The following is a 26644-nucleotide window of genomic DNA, read 5'->3' as shown; positions in this document are numbered from 1 at the left end:
TTAATATCTATCTCACCAGTTAAACTGTAGGTATATTCGGATTTTCAGCCAGAGCATCCCTGCGATCGAACTCCTGCATCACCAAACTCGTTAAAGGCATAACATCTGTGATATTCCTAAAAATAGCAAGATATCCCTTGTTGTCACTAGCAAAGTTCGATTCAGCAACAGTGTAAACAACCTCAGCAAGCTCTAACCCAATTCGTGAAAGTTGCATTTTATCATCTTCAGACAAATAAAGTTCATGCTTATTGAGCAAAGGTTTATAGCGTCTTGCAAGAATATCTAGAATAAAAAATCTACCGTGCTTATAAAACTTTTTTTGTTGACCGGTTGCAGCCTGTTCTGAAGCTGAAAAAATTTCATCCAGATATTGAAAGATTCGCATATAACGACACAGCATAACTCCTGAAATCGCATCACTAAACAATATATCATAATAACGCTTATAAAGCTGACTAATTTCTCTCTTTGCTGCAACCACTATTTCCGTATCACCGCTAAAACAAGCAAGGGCAACTGCCGCTTGTTCAATCGTAATCGCATCCTGATTCCGCTCCGCCGATGGTCGATATTCATAAACAATATTCGATACCATACATTCCTGTCGCAAACGTTCTTGATTGGAATCTAACGCGGCAAAATAAACATCGCGCACAGCATTTTGCGTATTTCTTGCCCCAGCAATTTTTTCGCCAATATTATCAGTCTCCGTCCCCACTTCAATAATTGTAACTAATAACTTTGCATCAGCAGATATTGAGCCACTAGCATTATAAACAGAAGCGATAGCTCCTACGGTTTGCGCCCCATTCACGACGGAAAAATCTTTTAAAGTAAATTGAGTTGATTCCTGTTTATGTCCTGATGGCAGACTAATGACCGAACAAGTAATCGTCAGACCATTGTTGAGATAGAATAGTTCAGATGGTTGCTCTTTGACAGTTTCCGCAATCGCTAAGTTAACATCCTCTGCACCTAGGTAATAAGGGATATTTTTCTCAAAAAGCGACTTATTATGCTGTTGATATAAAGAGGCAAGTTCTGAAGCCTTAACCAATCCATAAAAAGCCCTACGCTGCCGATCTAAACAATGCCAGTTTTCCAATGTCAAGACTACATCAACAGGGGCGATCGCTTGTTTTGCTGTCAACCAACCATGTGTTATGCTAATATTTAAATCTTGCCATTCAAAACGTTGCTCGAACTGATTCAGTTCAGTTTTTAACTGATTGAGATCCCTAATCACATGAGAGCTAAGGCTTTCATCAAGATATATATTACAGCCAACTATTTTTACCCCGTTAGTATTTAAAGCATCTTCAACATCTTGCTGCAACCGCGCAAAGCCATCATTAAATTTCTAAAAACGTTGATGGACTAAATCTATAATCCCATCACAAAATTTTTTATTATCACCCATATTTGGAGCATTCCCGGCCTTAGCCTGCACCAACAAAAGCAAATTTTTCATCCGCTCGAAATAAATGGCATCAATCCCATTGTCATTTTCCCCATTGATAATTGAGTTAGCCGCTTGAGCAGGGGTAATGTCAGCAAGATTGGCGATCGCAAATGCAGCCAAAGAACGACTCAATCGATTTTTTTCATGTTGCTCTGGTGTCCAGTTCCTCTGAAGCTGCGCGGTCATTTGAAAATAATCCTGCTTTAGTACCTCAATGATTTGAGTCTTTTTGGCATGGGTATTCGGATTAGGCATTGAGCGATCGTTAATATTTTAATTTTTTCTAATATAGGTAAAAAGTTAAGCTTAAAAGCTTAACTTTTTAGCTGATATCTAAGCAACCTCTACGAACACACCGCTGCGAGCAAACTCCTCTTCTTCAGGAGTGAAGACTGGAGATCGATCGACAAGATCCGGGTCAAAGTAATATGTCTCTTGTAGGAATTGTCCCGTGACGATCGCCTCCTCCAACTCCTTGATATAATCTTGGGCAACTAAGCAAGCCTCCTTGATGCCTTCTGAGTCACGCTTATCCAACAGTTTTTGCAATGTTGCTCTCACCCCTGTCAGTCGTGCTGCGGGTTTGAGCATACCGTAGAGGCGGTACATCCGATCGGTGGCAATGCTAATGTGTTTGAGGGCGTTGGCTCGTGCTAGCTCAGAGTCAATGCTGGGCCAATAACGAGTCGTGTAGAATGCTTTCTCATCCTTGTGATACCACTCCTCCGATCGCGCAATTGATGAGGAGACAGTATTGTGCAGCTTCCAGAAGAATAAGCGCAGGGAATCGCCATCTACTACGGTAGACAGCTTTGCCTCCATTGATACCTCAAAGTTATTCAGACGCGGGTCGCGCCCAAGCACAAGGTACTCTACAGGGTACATTTCCACCTCTTTATTCTGCACCACGTAGGCGTTGAGGTGGTGGCGGCAGTAGGGGCAGGGATACATAGTGGCAAACAGCTTGAAAAAGTCCTTGAAGATGGCCACCAGAGTTTTTTGCTGTTTGGGGGTCTTCGTAGAGACGATTTCAGCCGTAGTGTGGAAGAAACGCCACACCGCAGGGCCAATATAGTAAGGGAAGCTGACGCGCATTTGTGAATTCTTTATTTCACTGCGATCGAGATACACGTCGATAAATGACACATATTGCGAAAGTTCGCCAGACTCGCGCCCAAACTCCATGCGTTCGCGCCGTTTCTGTACCCCATTTAGGTAGTTGTGCGTCAAGCGCCATGCCTGTTTGAGCATCAGTTGCTGTTTTGGAGCGCATTTGGGAAAGCTTTCTATAACATCCGCCCCATAGCGCCCAAATTCCCCTGACGTTTTAGTGGCTTCGTACCACTGGTTTAAAGCCGTTTCGTCAGGCACCGTGTTCAAGGGGATGTCTGCTGCGGTAATGACGCTAAAGGCAGCCAGCAACTTCGGCATAAAGTCTTCATACCAATATGCCACGGGCATCATCGCACCATCGATTTTCTCTGAGGCATCCGAGAGGATGACGCGGTTCCACTTCTTCAGGTAATCTTTGGGATTTCCCTCGGATTGGGCTGGTGGCGGTGCCATTTCCTCACTCAGCTCCATTTTTCGCAGTCGGTTGAGTTCGTTGATGGCAAGCACGCCCTCAGCGATGTCGCGCAAGTTGAGACTCTTCTTCTTGATGGTGATTGCAAACTCGACTCCCGCGGCAAACTTTTCCTTGGCGGTGGCAGATTTACCCCGCGCCTCCAACATGGCTTTTTGTTCTGCCAACATTTCTGGAGTTTTTTCGATCGTCTTCCACTTCTTGATGCGAGCCTGTAGTCTGGCATATTCATCTTCGATCGATTTCACGACTGCATCCAGTACAGGGTTGCACGCAGACTCTACGATACCTAATCCTTTATAAAGGGCGATCGCAGTTTTGACAAATTGCACAAAATCAGCGATTCTGTACGGCAAATTTCTCACGCGCAGGTGAGTCTGGTGGTTGGCGGAGAAACTCTCGCGGAAGCTGCGGTAGGCGGCTCCCTGGATCAGACGAAACAAACCAATCTGCATCTGCAAGCGGGACGTACCGCGCTTCTTCTCAGTTTGTGGGTGTTGGGCGAGCAGTTCTTTTAGCCGCGCTATTTCTGGATTGCTATCGGTGGGTGCTTCTTCTAGATTAGGTTCAATAGTGGCAGAAGCTGCCTCATCGATCGCAGTTGCTGTACTTGCGATCGCAGCGGCTGTACTATCTGAAATCTCGGTTGTCTGTGTACTGACAACTGGAACGGGCGAGTCTTTATATCCGGTTGCGAGCTCTGACTCATCCGGTACCAGTTTGCAGAATTCCTCAAAGTCAATTGAGGCATCGCCATCATTGTCTACCTCTTTGATGATCTCATCCAGCTCTTGCTCTGTGAGCCCAAACTGGCTCATCACACCCTGCATCTCGTTTTTAGTGATTTGACCGCTGTCATCCTCATCAAATACACTAAATGCCATTTTGAGACGACTCTGGCGATCGCCCTGCTGGGACACCATCAGCATTTTGAATTCCTCAAAATCGATGCTACCCGACAAGTCTACGTCCACTTCCTTGATCATGTCGCGCAGATCGGTTTCGTTAGGACTCTGGCCTAGCGATCGCATCACTTGACCCAGTTCTTCTGATGAGATAGAACCGCTCCCGTCTGCGTCAAATACTTTGAAGGCTTCCCATAACTTTGCCACTTCTTCTTCAGTCATGGCTTTTTTTTCAAGCTCCACAGATGTCATAACTAAATTTTCCCTGATTTTTTTATTGGCTGTCTATTGATTACGACCAATATACTTTAATTCCTGATGACTTACGCAACGGTATTGTCAAATCCCAAGGGATTGCCGACATCTTCCACTTTGGCTTGTGACAGTTGATCTATCAGTTTGATATTACTCCCAGTAATTTTCCCAATCATCCTGAAAAGCTTCCCGTAATCTCTGCATATACGCATCTGTCTTAATCTTCACCATCCACAGATTATTAGCATTGCGGCCTCCCTTGCACACAACACCTTCATCCACACCGTATTTCCCCTCGCGAATATCATCCATAAACTTGCCAGTTAATTTGCCGCGATAAATCACTCGCGCAATATTTAATTTACCAAAGTCCTGAATAAACCGATCGGGAACAACCATACCGCGATCGGTTTCCACATCAAAAAGCACTAATTGTTTGCGATCGTCCTTTTGGTGCATTCCCGCAAACGAGTTAGCACCAAAAAACTCTGTAAACACAGTAATTTCAGCGCAGTGATACTGTTCGTTCTCTCGAAATATAGACTCTAACGGACTAGCAAAATCTCTCTTAAATATTTCAGGTGCTGCTTCTAAACCTGGATGTGCAGCATTAAATTCTGCAATTCCCATTTCATCCAAATCAAATCTACTGCGGCGCATACCAAAAGCATACCAACCGAGTTCAAATTCCCAAACCCAATGAAAATTAGTGCCATCGTACTTTTCAAAAGCTATACATTGTTCGTTAGGGCAATTTTTACTATCTGGAATTTTGGGATATGCAAGCTGAATTCGTGTCATATAGAGGAAGGAAGTTCGGCAACGGATTCGCTCGACGGATGTAACGGATGTAACGGATGTCAGTCCGAGGGAAGTCGGAAGAAGGAAGAAGGAAAGGGTTTCTAACAGTTTCCCCCCTTCCCCTTCTTTCCTAAAAATCCCTCAATTGAGCAGTTTGAACCGCAATATCTTTCGTCTGGGCACCGCGGCGCACCTTCAGCTTGAGAATTTGACCGATTTGGCTGTTTTCCACCAAATTTTGCAACTGTGCCGGCTGTGTCACTTTCTCGCCGTCAATTTGAACGATCGCATCTCCCTTCTGAATCCCGGCTTTCTCAGCAGGCGTATTGGGCACCACTCGCATCACCAATACCCCTGTAACTTCCGGCACGATCGCAGGAGCATTGGGGTCAGCATTATTCTCTCTGGCCATTTCAGGAGTCAAAGCAATCATCTGAATCCCCAAAAACGGGTGGCTGACTTGTTCTCCCTTGGCTAACTGCGCGTAGATAGCCTTGGCTTTGTCGATCGGAATTGCAAACCCAATACCCATTGCATCAGCTCGAATCGCCGTGTTGATACCAATCACTTCTCCCCTGCTGTTTAACAGCGGGCCGCCGGAATTGCCGGGATTGATGGCCGCATCCGTTTGAATGAAATCGAGCCGCTTGTCGGGGATGCCAACGGCTGCACTGGAGCGTTTGAGAGTGCTGATAATGCCCAAGGTGACGGTGTTGTCAAATCCCAGAGGGTTGCCCACGGCGATCGCCCAATCTCCCACTTTCACCGCATCGGAATCTCCCAAGGTTGCCACGGGCAAGTTAACTTCCTTGGTATTAATTTTGACCACAGCCAAATCTGTTACTTCGTCAGTACCTTGGACTTGTCCTGGAAATGTCCGCCCGTCGTTGAGAGTTACAGTGACTCGATCGGCTTTGTCAACTACGTGAGCGTTGGTTAAAACAATCCCGCTTTTGTCGATGATGAAGCCAGAACCTTGACCGCGCAAGCGTTCTTGTCTCGGTGTCATGCTGCGTAAATCTTCTCCCAAAAATCTGCGGAAGAAGGGGTCTTCCATTAACGGGTCGAGGTTGCGGCTGACAGTGCGCTCGGTATCAATGCGAACAACTGCCGGCCCGACTCGCTCGACTGCCGCCGTCACAAAACTGTTGGTATTTGTCGCCGCCAGGATTTCCGGGCTCCGCAGCGCTAGCATTTGCGGATTTGGCAGAGTCGCTGGGGAACTCAAATCTGCTTGCTGCACGGCTGTTATTGCCATTTCCCGCGAGTTTGGCGGATTTTTGTCAATTGCTAAAGCCAGTGCAGGATTGATTGCTAGAACGCTCAGGGCGATCGTCATTCCTAAAATTAGGGCGAAGTGGCGATCGCCGGTGCGGGGTGCGCGGTCAAAAAACTTAAATAGTCGCATAGCGTCAATCTTTGTTACTCTGAGTTATTCTGGTCAAGGTGTGCGAAGGTGTGCGATCGCGCCCGCTTAATTATTTGCGGCTCTCTAGATCCTAAATATATTTTGACAGTTACAATACATGAGTCAGCAGCTTTGACTAATTCAACATATTCTCAATTCTAACTTGAAAATTTTCTTGACTAACATCAGTTTCACAAAATAATGCAACACTAGACACGGGAGCCAACCCTTACCGAATAACTCATTCCGAAATCTAAAATCTAAAATCTAAAATAGCATAACCCCAATGATTGTATCTGATACTTCTACTGACAAATCCTTGCCCTCAAATTCCCACCACCATCACAATGAATCGGCCCACCCTCACCATCACGATGAAGAATCGATGCGGCGGCTGGTAAATCGCTTATCTCGCATTGAAGGACACGTCCGTGGTATCAAAACAATGGTGCAAGAAAACCGTCCCTGTCCCGAAGTTCTCGTGCAAGTTGCAGCAGTTAGAGGAGCCCTCGATCGCGTAGCGAGAATCATTCTTGACGAACATTTAACCGAGTGCATCGCCCGAGCCGCTAAAGAAGGCAATATTGATACAGAAATAGAAGAATTGAAAGCGGCTTTGGATCGGTTTCTGCCTTAATTGCTGCAGATTTTTACCTTTATATAACAAAACCTGCAAATTAGACAAAACTTGCAAGCTATAAATTATGGCACATTTTTTAAGCATCTTTCACAAACTCTGAGAGCGAGTTTGCTTCACAAAACTGATGCCAAAGAAACCCGGTTTTTGCGAAACATCTTGGTTTGCTAGCGCAGTATCTAGGAAGAAACCGGGTTCCTGGCCCGCGCGCGCAATTTTTAGTTCAAAAACAATTAGTTTAGTTTGTATTGAAGATCCAAATCCTCAACAATTTCAAAACCTGCAAACTTTTGGACGGTGATTGACTTGCTGCGCGAGTATCAACTGTCTAGACTTTCGTCAGCTTGGCTTTTAGCTGATATCTGACTGTTGCGTAAACGGCTTTATAGGAAGCTTCAATGCTGTATTCCTGCTGCAACCACTCTTGAATTTCTCCATAGCTTTTAAAGCCTTTCTGGGGGTCGCTGAGGCGCATTGCCAAACTAGCGCGGGCTAGAGGAGGAATCGCAGGCTTGCGGCCGCCGCTGTGCTTTGTTTCTAGAAGTCCTTCAAGTCCCTCAGAGCGGTATTTTCTCAGCCACCGCTGCACGGTAATTCGGTTGACGCCGATTGTCATTGCTAATTCTTTAACTGTCTTAATTTGACAAATTTTAAACAGGTAAAGTGCTTGAATTTTTTGAAATCCGCTTGCCGTTTTTTGTTCGTTTAACAAGCTTTTCAATTCTTCAATTGTCTCTGTGATGCTAAGTTTACATACTCCAGCCATACCAATTACCTCACGATTTGCGTTATACAATAGGTTTGTTTGACAAGGGATAAAAATCGGCCCCGTCCCAATCGATCGCCTGTTGTTTGCTAATCAAGCAATACACAAGCGCTCTCCATCAATTTTTTTCAGTCATCGGCTTACTCAGACGATAGTAAGCCGGTTCTTGATTTAGCCCGGGGCTGCAACCATATTTTTTGAGAAATTACCTGTTTTTTGGGTAAGTTTTGTCTTCGACGATCGCACCAGCGTCCTTGCTAATACCGATCTTGGTTAACCGTTTGACTGCTACATTCGCTGCAATAGTTAAATTCTATGTGATATCATTTTTGCTATTTTTACTCAACATTTATCATCGTCTTCATGGTGTGTTTCGGTATTTTTTGTGCCGATATTGGCAATTTTTAATCATTACGTGCTAGCAAACAGGTTAAATCTGTACGCCAGCGATCGAAATTTTACACATACATTTCCCTGTACCCATAAGTGCATTTCTGGCTCTCGCTGTGCCATAAATCCTGCGATATCAGCACTTTCATCAATCTGAACAGGTTGCGTCGAGTTACGCTAGAACCGACCTTCGTGCCACAGGCCTGTCTCTGTGAAACTACTTGCTCGATCGCCTGTTGAGTAAAACACGCAGGCGGTGGGATTGTCAATTTCCCAGCCGCACGGTACCATTATCGGCTATTTTTTGGGCTTTGTCGCGATCGAAACGGTTGTTTCTATGTGATACTACTAACATCAATTAGCGATCGCGGTCACACCATTCCTCAGTAAACTCAACTATACGCAAGAACTTATGGCCTCGATCGCCCTTTTGAGTTAAGATGTTTGATTTACTCAAAAAGTGCGATCGAGGTTGTTAAAAAAATTAATCTTAATTTTTGTTAATTCAGGGGCAAAGAGAATCTTGTTTTGCGCTTCTACTCCCCAAACAGTCTCAGAGTTCTGGGCCTGTGAACCTGTCAGCATCTAAAATCTCAAATGGCAGAACATCCGGTATAACCAACCAACTGACAGTATTCTGCATTTAAAAGGTGTAGAGAAGGCAAAATGAAAGTTGACGAACTGCTCAAGCTATACGCAATAGGAGAAAGAAATTTTAGTGGGGTCTACCTGCACGAAGTATACCTCTACGAAGCAGAATTGATTGGAGCCAATCTGTATGAAGCAGACTTGATTGGCTCCAATCTCAGCAAAGGCAAACTCAGCAGAGTCAACTTTGGCAAAGCCAATTTGTCCAAAATCAATTTGAGCAGAGCCGACTTAGCTGGAGCGGACTTCACAGAAGCACTTTTACTGGAAGCTAACCTGTACAGAGCAGAGTTGATGGGAGCAAATTTGAGCAAAGCAGACTTGAGCGGTGCTTCGCTGATCCAAGCAACTTTAATTGGAGCCAACATATCTCGGGCAATACTCTGCCGTACAGACTTGCACGGAGTAAATCTTTACGGAGTAAACTTGCGGAGGGCGGTGCTGACAGAAGCCGATTTAATTGGCGCAAACCTGAGCAAAGTAGACCTCAGCGGAGCCGACTTAATGGGAGCGAGCTTAATTAGGGCAGACTTGACAGAAGCGATTTTAAGTGCGTCTGATTTAAGCGGGGCAAATCTCCTAGGAGCAAACCTTACAAAAGTTAACCTGAACGGAGTATATCTTAAGGGTACGACGATGCCCGACGGCACGATCCACGACTAATTTATCAGAAAATTGGGTTGAAAACCCCGTCCTTTGAGGACGGCTTTTTTGCATTGTTAAGTAAAATAACAAATCCATCTTCACAAATGAATATGGTAGAGTATAGCAATCAGACAAGATGTAAAAACCTACCTCCGGACTGGGGGAAAGTCTACGCCCAAAACATTCACAGAGGAGATATGATTGTGCGCGTAACGTGCAAATGCGGTCAGCCTGGGAACCCTAGCAATAGGGATATTAAGACCCAAATGTCTTAAGAATCCTCGTGCCCGATTGCCGAGGAGTGTCAAGTTTTAAATTTTATGGTTGGTGAGAACCGCTGCTCAAGGGTAACAGCAGTTGACATTTTACCTAGACTTACCTAGGTTTTAGTAACTAAAACCTAGGTAAATTGACGAACAGACTAATTAGCGTTGGTGATTTCGATCGAAAGAGAAGGTGCAACCTTTGAAAAAGACCTCGCCAGCGACGTTTCGGAAATAAAAGAAACTCATTGAAAAACTTGCAAATCCTGCGCGAAGCGATTAATATACTAGGATGCAACCACATTGAAAGGTCGAATCAATGGCTACCTTAACTTATTGTAAAGGCTTGCCCACGCCAGCAGATGAACTCAACGAACTTGGATTTACAGATTTCGAGATGTTCTTGGAAGCTTACGCCCCAATTTTCAGGGCTGCAAGTATTGAAACAGTCAACCACTTACTTTTAAATACAGAATTCAAGAAGTCCGACTGGAACACACACTTACAGCAAACCTACGGCATCAATAAGCGCCATGCAAATGGCGTAATCAGTGCTGCCAAAGGTCGTGTAGACGGCGCTAAAGAACACAAAAATTTACACATAAAGACTCTTGAAGGAAAGATTAAATCCATTAATGCATGGCTCAAGAAAGCCGAACGTAAGTTGGCCTTAGCCCGTAAATTTTATGCAAAAAAAAAATGGCAGAATTCAAAGACAGGTTGTAATTTTCCCATAGCTTGCTCGCTCCAATACAAATCTACCAATTGGCAGAGTTTACGCTTTCAAATACACCATAAAAAGCGTAGACTGACCTTGTTAACGAATAGGCTCGAACACTTAAGAGTCAAGCCAATCAAAGTCTTCGTCCCTCACGGTGATATTTTTGTCGTCGGCTCTAAAGACGAGTCTTTTGGCAATCAAGTCTCCCAGTGGAATGGGAAAAAAATAACCTTTAGAGTTCCCAAATGCTTAGAGTCACGATTCGGGAAAGCTGTATCTTCGGAGGTTGGTGATTTCAATCGCAACATAAATAGACTACCAGAATGCGGGGCTAAGACCTGGCATTTCTACCGTAAAAACGGAAAGTGGGTTATTGCCGTGCAATTTACTCCCAAGCCTGTGAATCAAGTTTCTAGAAATAGGATGTACGGTTGCATTGGTATCGATATGAATCCTGGTTCTCTTGGGTGGGCGTATGTTGATACTGAAGGGAATCTCAAAGCCAAAGGGCAGATTCCATTGCAGATGGGCTTACCGAATGGCAAGCAGCAGGCTCAGATTGTTAATGCCTGCTTGCAACTAGCAATAAGAGCCACGGAATTTGAATGTCCCGTAGTTTGTGAAGAACTTGATTTATCAACAAAAAAGCAATCTCTGGGAGAGAGAAGTAGAAAGTACGCTCGGATGTTGTCGGGCTGGGCATACAGTGAATTCTACAAGCAATTGGGTTCTATTTTGTCGAATCGTGGTATTGAGTTGATTGCGGTCAATCCAGCTTATTCAAGCGTTATCGGTTTGGTGAAATACCTGAGAATGTATGGATTAGCGAGTGACGAAGCGGCTGCACTGGTAATTGCTCGTAGGGCTATGAAATTAAGTGAAAAAATACCTCGCTCCTTAACCGCCTATTCTGAGGTGAACTCAGAAAAGCACGTCTGGAGCGAGTGGAACCAACTAAATAAAAAGATCAAACGTTCCGCTAAAATATCACGTCGTTGTGATTATTATAGCGTTTTTAACTGGAGTTTCTTGGTCAACCTTGACCAGAGAGGAAGCGTAAGCGCTAAGAAAGAACGTTTAAAGCTTATACCGCAGAGCTTACCCAGGTTTGCCAGGTTTTTCTAAGCGGTAACAAGCTTTTTGTTACCCTTATTTATTGGTGGCGAAATGTTTATTTGGCAATCTGTTGAGGACGTTAATTTTAATGTATCGGCTTGGACGCATTCAGGTCAAAGAAACCGGGTTTTTACCCTATCTGTGGACTACAACGCGCATATTTTCCTAAAAAACCCGGTTTCCGATCGCCTGTGCGTAAGCCCTATGTATAATGTCTAGAATCAGGTAATATTTAGCAATATCTGTTATCTTGACTTTCACTTGCTGTGATAAAAGCTATTTTAGATTTAATATTTGGGATTTTGGACGGATTAATATGAAACTAAGAATCCTTGCTGCTGCAACGCTGCTGAGCACGATCGCGCCTCTAGCTCCTGCAATGGCCGAGAACATCCAACACACGCAACAATTACTAGCCACGAAACAGTGCCCCAACTGCGACCTGAGCAGTGCCGGTCTGGTTTTAGCCAACTTAACAGGAGCGAATCTCAAAGGAGCTGACTTGAGATTGGCGAACCTCAGCCGAGCCAACCTCACCGGAGCAGACCTCAGCGGAGCCAATCTCAGCGGCACAAGTTTGTTTGGTGTCAACCTCACCGGAGCAAACCTCAGCGGAGCAAACCTCAGCGGAGCTGACTTGAGAAGCGCCTATCTCAGCAATGCCAATTTAACTGACACCAATTTAACTAACGCCCAATTGCTGGGAGTTAGGGGAATGCCAACTAATATCGGCAGCGCGGAAGATTTCTATCGCTTGGGAGTAATGGAAGCTCAAGCGGGAAACTACAGAAACGCCATTGATTATTACAATCAAGCCCTGAATATGAAATCGGATCTAGCCGCCGTTTATTTCGCGCGCAGTATGTCTCGGGCTGATTTGGGAGATTTCGCCGGGGCGACTCAAGATGCCGATCGAGCTAAGCAACTCTTTACCGATCAAGGAAATCCCCAAGGTCAGGAATTGTCAAAGCAGTTAGCCGAAGCCATTGTGGCGCGCCAAAAACCAACCGAGCCGCGCACTGGGGGTAACGGCAACTTGATGAGTCTTCTCGGCTCCCTCGGTTCGGTTCTGGTGAAGATACTCTTGCCTTAAGCAGAGCTTGCTAATTCACCGGAATCTCGATCCAGAACTCTGTACCGCGACCTGGCACAGAAATACACTTGAGTGTTCCTTGGTGTTTCTCAACTACAATTTGATAACTGATAGAAAGTCCTAAACCCGTCCCCCGACCGACGGGTTTAGTCGTAAAAAAGGGATTAAATATGTGAGAAATCAACTCTTTGGGAATGCCGTGACCATTGTCTGCAATGCAAATTCCTACTGTTGTTTCATCGATTAATTCGGTACGAATCCGAATGGAAGGGTAGGAAAAATCAGGAATCAAAGACTCGCTGCTACCATTTATATCTGCAGGTTCTATCTCCGGTTTCTGAGAGCTAAAATATGTTGCTGCTGCGCTGGCAGAGAGTCCGGGAACATTGATAATTTGCTCTTTTTGTCCCATTTCTAGCGCGTCAATGGCATTGCCGAGCAAATTCATAAATACCTGATTTAGCGAGCTCGCATAGCATTCTACTAAGGGCAAATTGCCGTATTCTTTGATGATTTCTACGCTGGGGCGATCGGACTGGGATTTGCATCTGTGTTGCAAAATCAACATGGTACTGTCGATGCCTTCGTGAATATCAACAGGTTTCTTTTGAGCTTGATCGAGTCTAGAAAAATTCCGCAAAGATACAACTAACTGGCGGATGCGCTCAGATCCGACTTTCATGGAAGTCAAAATTTTGGGCAAATCTTCGGCCAGAAATTCAACGTCGATGGCTTCGGAGCACTCGCTAATTTCTGGGTGGGGATTGGGATAGTGCTGGCGGTAGAGTTCCACCAAGCAGAGCAAATCTTTGCTGTATTCGCTGGCGTGGGAAAGATTTCCGTAGATAAAGTTAACGGGGTTGTTGATTTCGTGGGCGACTCCCGCCACCAGTTGTCCGAGACTGGACATTTTTTCGGTTTGAATCAGTTGGGCTTGGGTATTGTTGAGTTCTGTGAGGGTTTTAGCTAGCTGTTCGGCTTTGTCTCGATCGGCAGTTGCGGCATTGAGACTTTCTTGATAAAGTTCTGCTTGGTGAATGGCGATCGCAGCTTGAGAGGCCAAATGTTGCAGCAACTCTTGTTCTGCTGTTTGCCAAACCCTCGGCGCGGAACACTCGTGGGCTATCAGCAACCCCCAACATTCGGTATCTGTGCCCATCATCGGCACAATTAAACTTCCCCTCACCTGCAATTTTTCCAAAAATTCGCGGTGACAGGGCGTTAAATCCTCAGTCTCAATATCGTTAATTGCTCGCACTCGTCCAGCTCGGTAAAAGCACTCTGAGCCTTCGGGGAAGCATTCTTGTGGAGATTTGAGACCTAAAATTGACTCCCACTCGCCGCGCACAGCTTCGACAACTACCTCGCCCTGTTTGGCGGCGGTAAATTGATAGATTACGGTGCGATCCGTATCGAGCAAAACTCTCACTTCCCGCACAATAGTTTGGAGGATAGTTTTTAAATCTAAGGTGCTGCGAATTTGGTCTCTAACTCTGGTCAATACTCGAGCAAAGTCCAAGGATTTTTGCAATTGGGCGGTACGTTCTTGAACTTGGCGCTCCAAGTTGGCATTCAGGGCCTGCACTTCTTTATAAAGTAGGTACTGCCCAATTGCCGCACAAAATTGGCTGCCGATCGCTAAAGCTTGCTCGATATCTTCCCGTTTCCACTCTGGCGACTGACCTTTTTTGATTTCTCGCCAGACTTCAAAGGATTGTCTGGGAAGGGTTTGTGCAGCGCTGCTGTCAAAGCGCCCCGCCCACATTTTTTCGGTATCAATTTCATTGCGAAAAATGGTCAAACAGCCTACTACTTGTTGTTCGTGGTGGAGGGGAATTACCAGCAAACCCCGAATTTTAGTAGCTTGGAAAGCTGGGAATAAAACTCGAAATTGAGATTCTTTGTAGAGGTCTGTAATTATCCAAGCTGGGAATTGAGAATTAGTAAAAGTTGAGAATTTGGGAATTTTTTCGGTGTTTTTGAATCCTTTGCTCAGCCATTGCTGCCAGAGCGGATGAGCTTCGATCGCCCCTGGTGTTTCTCCGTTGGAAAGTGTGGGTTGCTCGCCGGTGGCGAACAGTTCAAAGCTAGGCTCGCTTTGGGCAGCAATGGCAAATGCTCGATCGCCCTTAACCGATAACTTGTCGCTGTTTTTGACATTCGGGGCGTTGAGATAAATTCTGCCACCGCTGCCACCAAAGGCTGCTACAGTGGCCTCTAAAGCCTGTTGCAGTTGAATATTGGCGTGACCGTACAACATGGCTGCGATGCGGCTCACGGTGGCTTCGCGGGCTGCTTGAGAGCGGATTTGGTGGAGCAGGCTCGAGTGGCCGATCGCATTTGACAGTTGATCTGCTACGAGCTGAACTACTTCTAAATCTGTGGGTAAAATATTGCGGGGAACCGAGTGGTGAGCAACTAAGAGTCCCCACAGTTCGATGTGAGTTTGGCGATCGCTTCCCGGCTCGTATCTAGTCACGCACGCGGGGGCTTCGCACATATCTTCTGTTTGGCTGTTTTTCGACACGATCCGGCGGTGCAAAATCGGCACGACGAAGGAAGATTGTACTCCCATTCCCATCAGGTAAGCTGCGTGGCAAGGATCGAGCGATCGGTAGTGCGTTTCTTCGTTTAATAAAGGTTGACCAGTATCGGCGGCATCGAGGGGACTCAGGACGATCGTCCCGGAGTTAACATCTACGATCGTCCGCTGGCGCATCCTGACATACATCTCCCTGGCGTGGGGGGGGATGTCGTCTGCTGGAAAGTGCAAACCCTTCAAGGAAGGGAGACGGTTGTTATTAATTGATTCGGCAACAACTTCTCCGCTGCAGTCGGGACTAAACCTATAAATCATGATGCGATCTGTTTTTAAAAAAGACCGCACTTCTGCTACCGCAGTGGTTAAAATATCTTCTAATTCTAGAGATTGGCGGATGCGTTCTGTGATCCGCCGCACCAAAATTTCTCTGTCTAGTTTATGATTTAATTCTTCTTGTGTGTTTTCTGTCAGTTGCATAAATCTCCTTTGGCAATCATCAGAATTACGATAAAAATAAGAAGTTTTGATATGCTGTCAGATCGCTCTGACGAGCACTGCACCTGCCTGATTTTTTAATTTAACCGATCTGTAGAATGAATCGGGCGCGCGCGCGGCTTAGAGAGGACGCTGGAGCGCTGGGGGGACGGAAAATGTGCGATCGCCCCGGTTTAGTCTTTGCCTTCAACAGACCAAGAAGCTTAACCGAATGATAATTATTATTATAATATTCTCATAAATTTCTCGCAATCTTAAAATCTCACTCTCATAATTATTAATCATCAAGGTAACTTGACAATTGTTTGTCTAACTTCATATAATAATCAAAAAAAAAAGGAATTTGAGTTTCTCTCAGCCTCCCAGACGCTGACCAATTTCGTGTCGCACGCTCATCAAAATTTTACCCAAATGATTTTGGCCTGTTCCATCGCAGCCGCAGCCCCAGTAGTAATCGGTTGGCGAATCCTCCACAATCACTCGCTCCCCCGTACCCAGAAGAATAGCTTGAATATCTCGATGAGCGAGAAACTTAGTTAAAATTGCTTCGCGCATAATCGGAATTTTCACCGCTTCCCAATCGTCGCGAATCCGGTGATTGGGATCGCGACCTAATTGGGCTGCTTCTTGAGGAGTTGCTACGCCTCGAATCGCCGCCACTAATCTTCTATCGACGCTACCAACAAATTTGTGGGCTTGATAGTAATGTTCCACGGTTAACCAATTTTGACCGCCCAGGAAAATCTCATGCGGTGAAAAATTGGAAAAGCAGCCGTAAGGCTCCTCTACTTTATAAAAATAAATTATCATAATTATTTTAAATTTTCTAGGATAAGGAAGATGCAACAATCGCGGACGCACGCGCCCAGATATTCAAACAGGTTTCAACCTGGTTTTATAGTTGAGAAACCAATATTTTTCTGAGAAACCCGGTTGAAGAGCGCAAGTCCCGATGGAAAAGGGAAGGTGAAATAAAAAGGTAATACGATGTCCGGTGAATTACCGGATCTAAAAAATAATTATTGGGAGCAGGCCCGAAAGCCTGCTCGCTTACTGGCTTTTTAGGATAACTGCACTAAACAGTCGTGATATCTTTCTCTTTGGCTGCCAGAACTTCTTCTATTTTGGCGACATACTTGTCCGTCAGCTTTTGAATTTTGTCTTGCAAGTCCCGCGATTCATCTTTAGAGAGATCGCTGCTTTTTTCTTGCTTGCGAATCGAGTCAACCGCATCGCGACGGATATTCCGAATTGCGACTTTACCTTCTTCGGCAAATTTCGAGGCCATTTTGGCAAATTCTTGCCGTCTTTCGCTTGTCAGCGGTGGAATGTTCAAGCGAATAACTGAACCGTCGTTGTTGGGCACGAGTCCTACATCCGACAGAGAAATTGCTTTTTCGATCGATGTTAGTGCTGTGCGATCGAACGGTTGAATGTTGATCGTAGTTGCATCCGGCGTGCCGATATTGGCAAGGGATTTGATGGGAGTTGGTGCTCCGTAGTAATCTACCATGACTCGATCGAGGAGGGAGGAGTTGGCCCGTCCCGTCCTGATAGTATTAAAAGACCGTTGAGTAGCCTCAACTGCCTTTTGCATATGATCTTCTGCTTCAGCTAACTTCACAAAATCCTCCGACAAGGGTTCCAATAGATTCTCCCATTACGGCTCGGTAGATGTTGCCCGATACCGAGAGGTCAAATACCATAATAGGAATATTATTTTCTTTGCACAGGGCGATCGCGGTACTGTCCATCACCCGCAAGTCTTGGTTCAAGACGTGGGCGTAGGTGAGGGTTTGATACCTGCGCGCGTTGGGGTTGAGGTGGGGGTCGCAATCGTAGACCCCATCTACCTTAGTAGCTTTAAAAATCACCTGTGCATCAATTTCCGCCGCCCGCAAAGCGGCTGTAGTATCAGTAGTAAAAAAAGGATTGCCAGAACCGGCACCAAAAATTACTACCCGTTTTTTTTCGAGGTGACGAATTGCCCGCCGCCGGATGTAGGGTTCAGCTACCTCTTGCATGGCGATCGCCGATTGTACCCTCGTTGGTACTCCTGCTTGTTCCAAGGCATCCTGCAAAGTGATAGCATTCATCACCGTAGCAATCATGCCCACATAGTCGGCTGTTGCCCGATCCATCCCTGCAGAAGCAGCTTTTACGCCGCGAAAAATGTTGCCGCCGCCGACAACGATCGCGATTTGGATGCCTTCGGACACTACTTTAGCCACTTCCTGGGCGATCGATCCAACGACTACCGGATCGATGCCGTAGCCCAAGCTGCCCATCAGCGCTTCACCGCTGAGCTTCAGCAAAACCCGCTGATAAACCATCCCCATGCCGCCACTATTTTTTCTTTTTGTCTCCACCATAAGATAGCAGCACGGGTGCATTTTGAACATCAATTGCTTGGAACAGGCTGCTGGGAACGGATAAAAACCCGGTTTCTCGGCCTAATCTTCTTTTTGAGCAATCTTAAAGTTAAGGCAGAAACCGGGTTTTTTGGTGAGAAATACGGACTTAATTTATTCCTTGGGAACGAAATCAAGAGAAGCAGAATTCATGCAGTAACGCTGGCCCGTGGGTTTTGGCCCATCGTTGAATACGTGACCGAGATGAGCGTCACAAACAGCACACAGTACCTCAGTGCGGCGCATGAATAAGCTGTTATCCGACTCATTCTTGACATTTTCTTCGTTAATGGGAGCGTAAAAACTCGGCCAACCAGTACCGGAATCGTATTTTGTTTCTGATTTAAATAGCTCGGTACCGCAGCAAATACACTTATAAATTCCGGGCTTTTTGTTGTCGTGATATTCGCCACTAAAAGCTCTTTCGGTTCCCTTTTTTCTGGTAACTTTGAACTGTTCTGGGCTGAGTTGCTGTTGCCATTCGGCATCGGTTTTTTTAACTTTGTCTGTCATGACTTAATCTGGTTAATTGTTAATTGTTGACTGTTGGCTGTTGGCTGTTAACTGTTAACTGTTAACTGTTGACTCATGCCTCCATTAATATTAACCTAATTGGCTCCAAATAAACATACCATGGAAAAGAATTGTCCTCGATCGCCCGCCACTTTTCCTTGAAAAGTTCAGCTTGCAAGTGATAATCTTGGGAATCGTGGGGAGGCGAGTGCAACTTGAGATATAATGTCACTCGGTGGGGAGTTTCTACTGTTGAGGCGATCCAACAAGGAATAGTATTTTCGCGATCGCACCCGCTAACAAAATTGATTTGATGAGCTCGAATTCCGACAGAAACTAGAGATTTGGGAATTGGTTCGACTACAGTCAAAGTGCAGCCCCAGCCGATCGCCTCTACGACAGTTTCAGCAACCGGTTTAGCAGCAGAGAAATTCTTGCAGCCCGTTAACTGCGCGACGGTGAAGTTGCGCGGGCGATCGAAAATGTTCTGTTTGGTATCAAAGGCGATCGGCTTTCCCTCAGCCAACACCAACAGATTTTTACACACCCGGTAAACTTCCTCTAAATTGTGACTGACAAACAAAGTAATTCCCCGATAATTAGCCAGAACCTGCATTAACTCCCGTTCCAGTTGACTCCGCAAGTGCGTGTCCAAAGCCGAAAACGGTTCGTCTAACAGCAGTAAATCGGGATTCGGGGCGATCGCCCTCGCCAAAGCCACCCGCTGCTGCTGGCCGCCAGAAAGTTCGTGGGGATAGCGGTTTTCCATTCCCAACATTTGCACCGAAACAAGCTGTTCTTTGACCCGAATTTTTTGCTCGCTTTTAGATAAATGCTGCAAACCAAAAGCAATATTTTGAGCCACATTCAGATGAGGAAACAAAGCATAGTTTTGAAACAAAAAACCAATACGGCGGTCTTTAGAAGGTAAATTAATGCCCTCTGCCGAGTCAAATAAAACCTTTCCATTAACTGCAATTTTACCGCTGCTGGGAGTTTCCAAACCCGCGATACAGCGCAGAGTCATGCTTTTGCCGGAACCCGACGCGCCCAGAATTCCCAGCACTTCCTGACCGATATCAAAACCGACCTCCAAAGCAAAGCCAGAAAGAGGTTTAAAAATATTTAAAAATAGTCCGCCTTCCAGTTGTTTTTTTGGGGCTTTTATGGTAACTTTAGAGCCAAATTGAGCGAGATTAGATTGCCGTTGATAGTTAGGATTTGGCTTGGACGAAATTCTCGGTAAATAAGTCCAGTAATTAACCAAAGTGAGCACGCTCAAAGCAAGACTGAGAATAATCAAAACCCAAATAGCAGCTTGCCTCATATCCCCAGCTTCCACCGCAAAATAAATTGCCATCGGGATAGTTTGAGTTTGTCCGGGAATATTCCCAGCTAACATCAGCGTCGCGCCGAATTCACCCAAAGCGCGGGCAAATGCGAGAATAGTTCCTGCTATAATTCCCGGCCACGCTAGCGGCAACATAATCCGCCAAAAAACCGTCCCTTCCGAAGCGCCCAAAGTGCGGGCTGCATTGAGAAGATTGGCATCAATTTGCTCAAAAGCCCCCAAAGCAGTTTTGTACATCAGGGGAAATGATACGACAGTGGCAGTAATTACGGCGGCTTGCCAAGTAAAAATTATAGTTAAATCAAATTTTAGAAGAAATTGACCGATCGCGCCATTTCTACCAAACAGCAGTAGCAGCAAAAATCCGACTACCGTGGGCGGCAAAACCAAAGGAGAGATGAAAATGCCTTCAATCAACGCTTTACCTCGGATGCGAGTTGAAAGCATCCACCGGGCGGCAGCTATTCCCAGAAAGAAGGTAAAGAATGTGGCGATGGCTGATGATTTTAGGGATATCCATAATGGAGATATGTCAAATTCCATATTTTGGATGAACTATCGCAGTTTTGGATGATTTGTGAATGAGATTTTTTTTAACGAACCGCGAAGACGCGAAGGGCGCGAAGGAAGAAAGAGAAGGAAGAGAATCAACTGTAGGGGCGGTGTCCCCGTGCCCGCCCTCCGGGTTTCTAATTAACGAGCTAGACCAAATCCGTATTTCTGAAATACTATTTTAGCGCGATCGCCCGCTAAAAACTCAACAAAGGCTTTTGCTGCGGCGGGATTGCGGCTGTTTTTGATAATTGCTAGCGGATAAACAATGGGCGAGTGCAAGTTTTCTGCCGCGGTTAGTCGCACTGTTACTTTGTCCGATGCTTTGGCATCTGTGGTGTAGACTATACCGGCATCAACGTTACCGCTTTCGACAAATGTTAGCACTTGGCGGACGTTATTTCCCAATACTAATTTTGGCTGCAGTTGCGGCCACAATCCGAGCTTAGTTAGCATTTCCTGAGCGTATTGTCCCGCAGGTACGCTTTTGGGTTCGCCGATCGCAATTTTCTTGATTTTTGCCTCTGTCAACTGTTTAAAATCGCTCAAAACAGCGCCATTTTTAGGAGTAATCAAAACTAGGCGATTTGTCAGCAAATTGCGGCGCGTCTCGTTCATCAGCAAATTAGCTTTTTGTAAACCATCCATTTGTTTAGTCGCGGCGCTGAAAAATACATCTACCGGAGCTCCTTGCTGAATTTGCTGCTCTAGAGCGCCGGAAGCACCAAAATTATAAGTAATAGTAGTATTGGGATTGCTGCTTTGATATACTGTTTTGATTTCTGTTAAGGCGGGCGAGAGACTGATGGCGGCGGATACAGTTAAAGACGTGCGCTGCTGTGCTGTGGCTGGGGAAACATTCTGAAATAAGTTCCAACTAATCAGCAGTACCAGTGTGGCGACGGCTGCGATTATCAAGTTGAGAATACGTTTTCTTTTTAGGTTCATCGGGAATAGTTGAGAATCTTTGATTTTGAATTATATCAAAACCGCTACAAAACTATCTTCCTCTTTTTCTTCCTTCGCGCTCTTTGCATCTTCGCGGTTCGTTAAATAATAGTGCGGTAGGCAGACGGCACCGATCATTAGTGTCAACTTAAATGTGAAAATCTTTGTATTTCTCGTTTATAGCAGAGGCCAGATCCCCCTCGCATCCCCCTTAAGAAGGGGGACTTTGAGCAGAATCTTGTCCCCCCCTTAAGAAGGGGGAGTAGGGGGCAAGCTAAGGGGGGATCTGGCCTTAATCGCTAGACAGAAGACTCGCACTACGTTTGACGTTAAATTCACACTAATGGGCGGTGCCGTGTTCCTACGGATTTCAGGTGTTATCCCTATTGTCGCCACTTGACAGAACAACCGATCGCCTCTGTAATAGAAGGTTCTACCGGTTCGTCTTTGAGCAATTGGTCGATCGCGCTTTGCAGATAAAAAACCTGTGCCGCCGCCGCGTCGTCGGCATTATCATCAATTAAACCTTTATAGCGCAATTTGCCGTCTCGGTCTAACAAAAAAACTTCCGGCGTTTTAGAAGCCCCAAAACTGTGGGCCACATCTTGAGCAACGTCTCGGATGTACGGGAAGTTGAGTTGATTGTCGGCCGCAAAAATTTTCATATTCTCAAAACTGTCGTCTGGATACTGGTTGCAATCATTGGCATTAATCCCGATCAACGTAACAGCTTGATCTTGAAAAGCTACTTGAAGTTCTTTCAGGCGATCGATATACAACTTCACGTAAGGGCAATGATTGCAGATAAATACTACCCCGATTGCCCGAAATTTTTCTAAATAGCGAGCTAAATGGTGAACTTCATCGTCAACTCCCGGCAGTTCAAAATCGGGAGCGTAGCCATTAATTGAAGTACCCGTTGTTTCGATTGGTAAACTCATGTTTTCAGGAGGTTAAGAGCAGTATTTGCGAGCGTGAAAGATGAAATTCTTAGCAATAATCAAATTAGCTGTTTTTGGGTTTTACTTTGATTCTAACCTGGCCAACAGCTTATTTTGATTAATAATTCGCGATTTATTCCTCGTTTTGCTTTAGCCAACCTTGAGCCGCCGCTTGATATCCAATAAGTTTGTAGGTTAATTTGGCGGCGGTAAATTCTGAGACGACAGAATCTACAACAGGTGCTAATTCCATGATGTCACAGCCGATTACTTCGTAGGACTCGAAGACGCGCCGCAAAAATCCGGTTAGCGAATACCAATTTAACCCACCCGGTTCGGGTGTGCCTACCCCTGGAATTAATGTCGGGTCGATGCCGTCTAGGTCGATCGTCAAAAATACTCGTTTGGTTGTTATGCTGGCAATGGCGCGATCTGCCCAATCCGGTTGAGTAGCAATTTCCCGAGCTCGAATCACGTTTAGCTGTTTGGCTTTAATCAAGTCGGCTTCTTCCTTGCAGATAGCGCGAATCCCGATTTGCAGTGTCGGCAAGCCCATATCAACAATACGCCGCATCACGCAGGCGTGGTTGTGGATCGAGCCTTCGTATTCGTGTCGCAAGTCGCCGTGGGCATCGATTTGCACGACGGTGAAGGGTTCATCCGGGTAGCCTTGGCGGTAGCCTTCGACAATGCCGGCGGTGATGCTGTGCTCGCCTCCGAGGGAAATTACAAATTTATTTTCGGTAATTAGCTGGTGTACGGTTTGTTGCGTGACTTCCAGCATTTCTAAGGATGAAACTGGTTGATGGTTGCGAGTATCGGCGATCGGCAATGCGGTATAAATGCCAACATCGTAGCAAACTTCGGAATCTAGTTCTTCGTCGTAGCATTCGAGCTGGTGAGAAGCTTCTAGCAGTTTGGCGGGCCCGTTTTCGCACCCCCGGCGGTAGGTGGTGGTTGCTTCGTAGGGAATTGGCAAGATTACTACTTTGGCTGTGTCGTAGTCTGGTACAATTTCTGACCCCAGAAACGGTACGACAGCAGTGGAAACGATCGTTGGCATAAGGGAAATTTTAATACAGCAAAGAAGTCAGCATCTTTAATCGTGACATAGTATCGCCTCTAACTGCAAAGTCAGAAGGAAGAGGGAAGAAGGAAGAGGGAAGAAGGAAGAAGGAAGAGGGAAGAGGGAAGTTCGGCAACGAGCAATGTACGGGATGTAACGGATGTAACGGATGTAATTCAGGAGGAAGAAGGAAGAGGGAAGAAGGAAGAAGGAAGAGGAATTAACCGCAGAGGGCGCAGAGGGCGCAGAGGGAGGAGGGAAGGAAGGTTTAGGATTTATGTCTTAGTGGTTGCCTAGAATTGCGATACCTTTTGTAGTAAGGACTTCAGTCCTTCCCATTCTTCAATTTTCACTTTTTTTATTTCTATGACACCTTCTACTCCCACTCTGTCAACACTTGCTGCACCTCAAACTTGGCTGTGGAAAGGTTTTCCCATTTGCTACCAGGCTGCGGGAACCGAGGGCCCTGCGGTGGTGTTTGTCCACGGTTTTGGCGCGTCTTCGGGCCACTGGCGCAAGAATTTGCCGGCATTGGCTGCTGATTGTCGCTGTTACGCGATCGACCTCATCGGTTTTGGCGGTTCTGCTAAGCCCGCGCCCAAACTTGAGATTGACTATACTTTTGAAACTTGGGGACAGCTAATTGCTGATTTTTGTCGGGAAGTTGCGGGCGGGCCGGCTTTTTTGGTGGGAAATTCGATCGGCTGCGTAGCAATTATGCAAGCCGCTGTTGATTTTCCCGATATTGCTTCTGCCGTAATTTTACTCAATTGTTCTCTGCGTTTGCTGCACGATCGCAAGCGCGCCGAAATGCCTTGGTATCGCAGTTTTGGAGCGCCAATTGCACAAAAAGTTTTAAATATCAAGTGGATAAGTCAATTATTTTTTAAACAGTTAGCCACGCCAAAAACAGTCAAAAAAGTGCTTTTGCAAGCCTATCACCAGCCGGAAGCTGTCACCGACGAACTTGTAGAAATCTTGTTAAAACCAGCGCGAGATAGCGGCGCTGTGGATGTATTTGTGGCATTTATCAGCTATTCTCAAGGGCCGCTACCGGAGGATTTGTTGCCGCGTTTGAGCTGTCCGGCTTTGATTTTGTGGGGTGCAAACGATCCTTGGGAGCCGATCGCCCTGGGGCGAGAATTGGCAAATTTTCCGGCTGTTGAAAAGTTTATTCCTTTGGAGGGAGTTGGCCATTGTCCGCAGGATGAAGCGCCGGAATTGGTCAATCCTATTTTACTTGATTGGATTAAAGGGCGATCGGTAATTGCAGCAAATTAGAAATTAGGAGACGGCAGTGCCGTGTCCCTACAATATTATCTTGGGTAGGGAAACTGCACTGCCGTGTCTTCGGTATCATAAGTATTATTGAACCGCGAAGACGCGAAGAACACGAAGGAAGAAGTAGGAAGAAGAAATTAGGAGACGGCAGTGCCGTGTCCCTACAATATTATTTTGGGTAGGGAAACTCCACTGCCGTCTCCTCGGTATCATGTCTGAGTGCAGCCGCAATTGATATTACACGAATATGAAACTATCAGGGGTAAAGCCACCTTGAATTACAGCAATTTGGTCAGAAGTACCAGCTAAATTGATGGAGTTACCAACAATATTGTAGTTGGAAATACTCCCATGTAACTGAATGCGATCGATTCCCTGTTGGAAATCCTGAATTACTGCAACTCCTGTTCCTTGATAGTAGCTGATTGCGGCATCACCGAGAACAAAAACATCTCTACCTCGACCGCCAATCAGCACATCTGTTTCGTTGCTTCCCGGTGTAGCACTCGATGGATTGACTCCAATCAGCGTATCATTGCCACGTCCACCCGAAAGTGTGTCGTTACCCGCTTCTCCTATTAAATAATTGTCTAGGTTATTGCCGGTAATCACATCTACATTGGGCGTGCCCGTGACATTCGCGAAATTCTCTACAGTAAAATTCAGAGTGCCGATACCGGGTAAATTGTTAACTGCTAAACTATTCTGCAACAAATTTGCATTAATAGAAGCTGTGCCGCTACCTGTGGAAGCATCGATGGTGTTAATCTGCCCCAAAGGAGCAATGATTTGCTCGATGCTTTGAAGGCTGTCTGTGCCGGCTGCGCCCTTGTCTACAATGCCTTTAGCCTCAAGGGTAATGCTATTGCTGAGGGAAAGATAGCTGATTGTATCCGTGCCTAATCCTCCAAGGATGCTATCAGTGCCGCTACTCCCTAGGATGAAGTTGTCTAAACTATCTCCGGTAATATTGTCGTTTCCTGTTGTGGTGTTGATACTGTTGGCTGGCGGTACTGGTGGAGTTGGGTTTTGGGGAGGTAGAGCAGAATTGGTAAGTTGTCCGCCTTGATTTGGAGGTGGAGGATTGCCCGGTACTCCTTGATTTGGAGGTGGAGGATTGCCCGGTGCATTAATTGAATTAGGATTGGGAAATAGTGGTGGCATGGTGTAATTATCTCGATTAAGTTTCTAAGTTGAAAGCATTTGTCAGGCTAAAGAAATGAATTATCGATCGCCTTTTGCTTTAGTCGCTACAATCATTAAGCTGGTTCAACATGACATTTATCTCTGTGCTGGGATTACAGTTTTGTAATCTGGAAAATTACCGTTTTTCTGAATTGTCAGGTATATTACGATCGCCCGATGGACGCGGTGGAATGCCCAAAACTTTGATTAGCTGTGCTTCGGTAATACCCAACTTTTTCGCTGCACCGGCAATATCTAAACGAGGAGGGGGCGGTGGGCCCGGCGGGCGATTATTTTCAGTTGGTGGTTCGGGCGGTTTGGCTGGTAGCCCCAATGCTTCGATTAACTCGGCTTCGGTGATTCCTAATTGTTTGGCCGCAGCGGCAAAATCTATACGGGGCGGATGTCTGCGCTGTCGATCGGGCGCGGGTTGGCTTTGGGCTAGCGGGATGTTAAAACTGACTGTAGTTCGATCGCCCAAAGTCAAGCTGCTCAATCCCAGCAGCAAAGCTGTAGCAGGTAATGCGAGTAGTGCAGGATTTTTCATGGTAGTTATAATTGCCGATCGCCAAATAGTTGATAGCAGCATCAAACTACCCAAACATGACGGGGAACTCTGCTGATAGATTACAATTTTGTAATTTAATTAAATAAACAATCA

The 26644-nt window shown here is 45.8% G+C and carries 22 protein-coding genes; 5 read left to right on the top strand and 17 right to left on the bottom strand.

Annotated elements, in window-relative coordinates:
* Nucleotides 1-19: 19 nt before the first annotated feature.
* The 5 genes from QUA01_RS10590 to QUA01_RS10570 form a co-directional block, all read right to left on the bottom strand.
* Entirely contained in the window at nt 20-1339 is a 1320-nt protein-coding gene (locus QUA01_RS10590; protein WP_333090863.1) for an AIPR family protein, read from the bottom strand.
* A 24-nt stretch (nt 1340-1363) separates the two neighbouring features.
* Nucleotides 1364-1720 (bottom strand): hypothetical protein, encoded by a 357-nt coding sequence (locus QUA01_RS10585; RefSeq protein ID WP_333090865.1) that lies wholly within the window; start codon nt 1718-1720, stop codon nt 1364-1366.
* Between the two features lie 78 nt (nt 1721-1798).
* Nucleotides 1799-4177: an EF-hand domain-containing protein gene (locus QUA01_RS10580; protein WP_442921556.1), complete on the bottom strand. Its 2379-nt coding sequence runs from the start codon at nt 4175-4177 to the stop codon at nt 1799-1801.
* A gap of 183 nt (nt 4178-4360) precedes the next feature.
* On the bottom strand, nt 4361-5011 hold the full coding sequence (locus QUA01_RS10575; protein ID WP_333090867.1) for an RNA ligase family protein: 651 nt from the start codon (nt 5009-5011) through the stop codon (nt 4361-4363).
* Nucleotides 5012-5141: 130 nt separating this feature from the next.
* The gene (locus QUA01_RS10570) at nt 5142-6419 is read right to left on the bottom strand and encodes an HhoA/HhoB/HtrA family serine endopeptidase (protein WP_333090869.1); all 1278 of its coding nucleotides are present in this window, start codon (nt 6417-6419) and stop codon (nt 5142-5144) included.
* A 286-nt stretch (nt 6420-6705) separates the two neighbouring features.
* Between QUA01_RS10570 and QUA01_RS10565 the strand changes: the two genes are divergently transcribed.
* A complete protein-coding gene (locus QUA01_RS10565; protein ID WP_194010563.1) occupies nt 6706-7056 on the top strand; it encodes a metal-sensing transcriptional repressor in 351 nt (116 codons plus the stop codon).
* A 328-nt stretch (nt 7057-7384) separates the two neighbouring features.
* Here the strand turns inward: QUA01_RS10565 and QUA01_RS10560 are convergent, their stop codons facing one another.
* On the bottom strand, nt 7385-7822 hold the full coding sequence (locus tag QUA01_RS10560; RefSeq protein WP_333090872.1) for a helix-turn-helix domain-containing protein: 438 nt from the start codon (nt 7820-7822) through the stop codon (nt 7385-7387).
* 1056 nt (nt 7823-8878) lie between these two features.
* On the opposite strand from QUA01_RS10560, the gene QUA01_RS10555 reads away from it, so the two are divergent.
* From QUA01_RS10555 to QUA01_RS10545, 3 genes are all read left to right on the top strand, one after another.
* Complete coding sequence (locus tag QUA01_RS10555; protein WP_194010561.1) at nt 8879-9523, top strand: pentapeptide repeat-containing protein; 645 nt, start codon at nt 8879-8881, stop codon at nt 9521-9523.
* Nucleotides 9524-10087: 564 nt separating this feature from the next.
* A complete protein-coding gene (locus tag QUA01_RS10550; protein WP_333090875.1) occupies nt 10088-11614 on the top strand; it encodes a hypothetical protein in 1527 nt (508 codons plus the stop codon).
* 307 nt (nt 11615-11921) lie between these two features.
* Complete coding sequence (locus tag QUA01_RS10545; protein ID WP_333090877.1) at nt 11922-12698, top strand: pentapeptide repeat-containing protein; 777 nt, start codon at nt 11922-11924, stop codon at nt 12696-12698.
* A 10-nt stretch (nt 12699-12708) separates the two neighbouring features.
* Here the strand turns inward: QUA01_RS10545 and QUA01_RS10540 are convergent, their stop codons facing one another.
* The 9 genes from QUA01_RS10540 to speB all read right to left on the bottom strand — a co-directional run bounded on the left by QUA01_RS10540 (nt 12709) and on the right by speB (nt 23514).
* On the bottom strand, nt 12709-15717 hold the full coding sequence (locus tag QUA01_RS10540) for a GAF domain-containing protein (protein WP_333090878.1): 3009 nt from the start codon (nt 15715-15717) through the stop codon (nt 12709-12711).
* Between the two features lie 372 nt (nt 15718-16089).
* The gene (locus QUA01_RS10535; protein WP_194010558.1) at nt 16090-16545 is read right to left on the bottom strand and encodes an NADAR family protein; all 456 of its coding nucleotides are present in this window, start codon (nt 16543-16545) and stop codon (nt 16090-16092) included.
* 265 nt (nt 16546-16810) lie between these two features.
* A complete protein-coding gene (gene frr / locus QUA01_RS10530) occupies nt 16811-17359 on the bottom strand; it encodes a ribosome recycling factor (protein WP_194068474.1) in 549 nt (182 codons plus the stop codon).
* Entirely contained in the window at nt 17346-18074 is a 729-nt protein-coding gene (gene pyrH / locus QUA01_RS10525) for a UMP kinase (protein WP_228050104.1), read from the bottom strand. The genes frr and pyrH overlap by 14 nt, the downstream gene beginning before the upstream one ends.
* Nucleotides 18075-18260: 186 nt before the next feature.
* Nucleotides 18261-18659, bottom strand: a complete 399-nt coding sequence (msrB, locus tag QUA01_RS10520; protein WP_194068416.1) for a peptide-methionine (R)-S-oxide reductase MsrB — start codon at nt 18657-18659, stop codon at nt 18261-18263.
* Nucleotides 18660-18732: 73 nt separating this feature from the next.
* A complete protein-coding gene (gene modB, locus QUA01_RS10515) occupies nt 18733-20553 on the bottom strand; it encodes a molybdate ABC transporter permease subunit (RefSeq protein WP_333090881.1) in 1821 nt (606 codons plus the stop codon).
* Between the two features lie 150 nt (nt 20554-20703).
* Nucleotides 20704-21510, bottom strand: coding sequence for a molybdate ABC transporter substrate-binding protein (modA, locus tag QUA01_RS10510; RefSeq protein WP_333090883.1), 807 nt, complete (start codon nt 21508-21510; stop codon nt 20704-20706).
* A 383-nt stretch (nt 21511-21893) separates the two neighbouring features.
* The gene (locus tag QUA01_RS10505) at nt 21894-22451 is read right to left on the bottom strand and encodes a thioredoxin family protein (protein ID WP_333090884.1); all 558 of its coding nucleotides are present in this window, start codon (nt 22449-22451) and stop codon (nt 21894-21896) included.
* Between the two features lie 133 nt (nt 22452-22584).
* The gene (gene speB / locus QUA01_RS10500) at nt 22585-23514 is read right to left on the bottom strand and encodes an agmatinase (RefSeq protein ID WP_333090885.1); all 930 of its coding nucleotides are present in this window, start codon (nt 23512-23514) and stop codon (nt 22585-22587) included.
* Nucleotides 23515-23883: 369 nt separating this feature from the next.
* Here speB and QUA01_RS10495 point away from each other — a divergent pair, with 369 nt between their 5' ends.
* The gene (locus QUA01_RS10495) at nt 23884-24798 is read left to right on the top strand and encodes an alpha/beta fold hydrolase (protein WP_333090886.1); all 915 of its coding nucleotides are present in this window, start codon (nt 23884-23886) and stop codon (nt 24796-24798) included.
* 237 nt (nt 24799-25035) lie between these two features.
* Here the strand turns inward: QUA01_RS10495 and QUA01_RS10490 are convergent, their stop codons facing one another.
* Both QUA01_RS10490 and QUA01_RS10485 read right to left on the bottom strand, forming a co-directional pair.
* Nucleotides 25036-25962, bottom strand: coding sequence for a calcium-binding protein (locus QUA01_RS10490; protein WP_333090888.1), 927 nt, complete (start codon nt 25960-25962; stop codon nt 25036-25038).
* A gap of 157 nt (nt 25963-26119) precedes the next feature.
* Complete coding sequence (locus QUA01_RS10485) at nt 26120-26572, bottom strand: hypothetical protein (RefSeq protein ID WP_333090889.1); 453 nt, start codon at nt 26570-26572, stop codon at nt 26120-26122.
* Between the last annotated feature and the right edge of the window lie 72 nt (nt 26573-26644).

Source organism: Microcoleus sp. S36a_B3 (assembly GCF_036700745.1).
GTDB lineage: Bacteria > Cyanobacteriota > Cyanobacteriia > Cyanobacteriales > Microcoleaceae > Microcoleus.
The sequence above is the reverse complement of the archived record's forward strand: the minus strand, read 5'-3'. Positions and strand labels throughout refer to the sequence as shown.

Bases quoted from the DNA above. Each gene is read 5' to 3' on its own strand.
- pyrH (WP_228050104.1), bottom strand. From the start codon at position 18,074: ATGGGGATGGTTTATCAGCGGGTTTTGCTGAAGCTCAGCGGTGAAGCG.
- QUA01_RS10495 (WP_333090886.1), top strand. From the start codon at position 23,884: ATGACACCTTCTACTCCCACTCTGTCAACACTTGCTGCACCTCAAACT.
- QUA01_RS10580 (WP_442921556.1), bottom strand. From the start codon at position 4,177: ATGACTGAAGAAGAAGTGGCAAAGTTATGGGAAGCCTTCAAAGTATTT.
- QUA01_RS10535 (WP_194010558.1), bottom strand. From the start codon at position 16,545: ATGATAATTTATTTTTATAAAGTAGAGGAGCCTTACGGCTGCTTTTCC.
- QUA01_RS10490 (WP_333090888.1), bottom strand. From the start codon at position 25,962: ATGCCACCACTATTTCCCAATCCTAATTCAATTAATGCACCGGGCAAT.
- QUA01_RS10485 (WP_333090889.1), bottom strand. From the start codon at position 26,572: ATGCTGCTATCAACTATTTGGCGATCGGCAATTATAACTACCATGAAA.
- QUA01_RS10570 (WP_333090869.1), bottom strand. From the start codon at position 6,419: ATGCGACTATTTAAGTTTTTTGACCGCGCACCCCGCACCGGCGATCGC.
- QUA01_RS10565 (WP_194010563.1), top strand. From the start codon at position 6,706: ATGATTGTATCTGATACTTCTACTGACAAATCCTTGCCCTCAAATTCC.
- QUA01_RS10585 (WP_333090865.1), bottom strand. From the start codon at position 1,720: ATGCCTAATCCGAATACCCATGCCAAAAAGACTCAAATCATTGAGGTA.
- QUA01_RS10560 (WP_333090872.1), bottom strand. From the start codon at position 7,822: ATGGCTGGAGTATGTAAACTTAGCATCACAGAGACAATTGAAGAATTG.
- QUA01_RS10545 (WP_333090877.1), top strand. From the start codon at position 11,922: ATGAAACTAAGAATCCTTGCTGCTGCAACGCTGCTGAGCACGATCGCG.
- QUA01_RS10505 (WP_333090884.1), bottom strand. From the start codon at position 22,451: ATGAGTTTACCAATCGAAACAACGGGTACTTCAATTAATGGCTACGCT.
- QUA01_RS10575 (WP_333090867.1), bottom strand. From the start codon at position 5,011: ATGACACGAATTCAGCTTGCATATCCCAAAATTCCAGATAGTAAAAAT.
- msrB (WP_194068416.1), bottom strand. From the start codon at position 18,659: ATGACAGACAAAGTTAAAAAAACCGATGCCGAATGGCAACAGCAACTC.
- modA (WP_333090883.1), bottom strand. From the start codon at position 21,510: ATGAACCTAAAAAGAAAACGTATTCTCAACTTGATAATCGCAGCCGTC.
- speB (WP_333090885.1), bottom strand. From the start codon at position 23,514: ATGCCAACGATCGTTTCCACTGCTGTCGTACCGTTTCTGGGGTCAGAA.
- QUA01_RS10555 (WP_194010561.1), top strand. From the start codon at position 8,879: ATGAAAGTTGACGAACTGCTCAAGCTATACGCAATAGGAGAAAGAAAT.
- QUA01_RS10540 (WP_333090878.1), bottom strand. From the start codon at position 15,717: ATGCAACTGACAGAAAACACACAAGAAGAATTAAATCATAAACTAGAC.
- modB (WP_333090881.1), bottom strand. From the start codon at position 20,553: ATGGAATTTGACATATCTCCATTATGGATATCCCTAAAATCATCAGCC.
- QUA01_RS10550 (WP_333090875.1), top strand. From the start codon at position 10,088: ATGGCTACCTTAACTTATTGTAAAGGCTTGCCCACGCCAGCAGATGAA.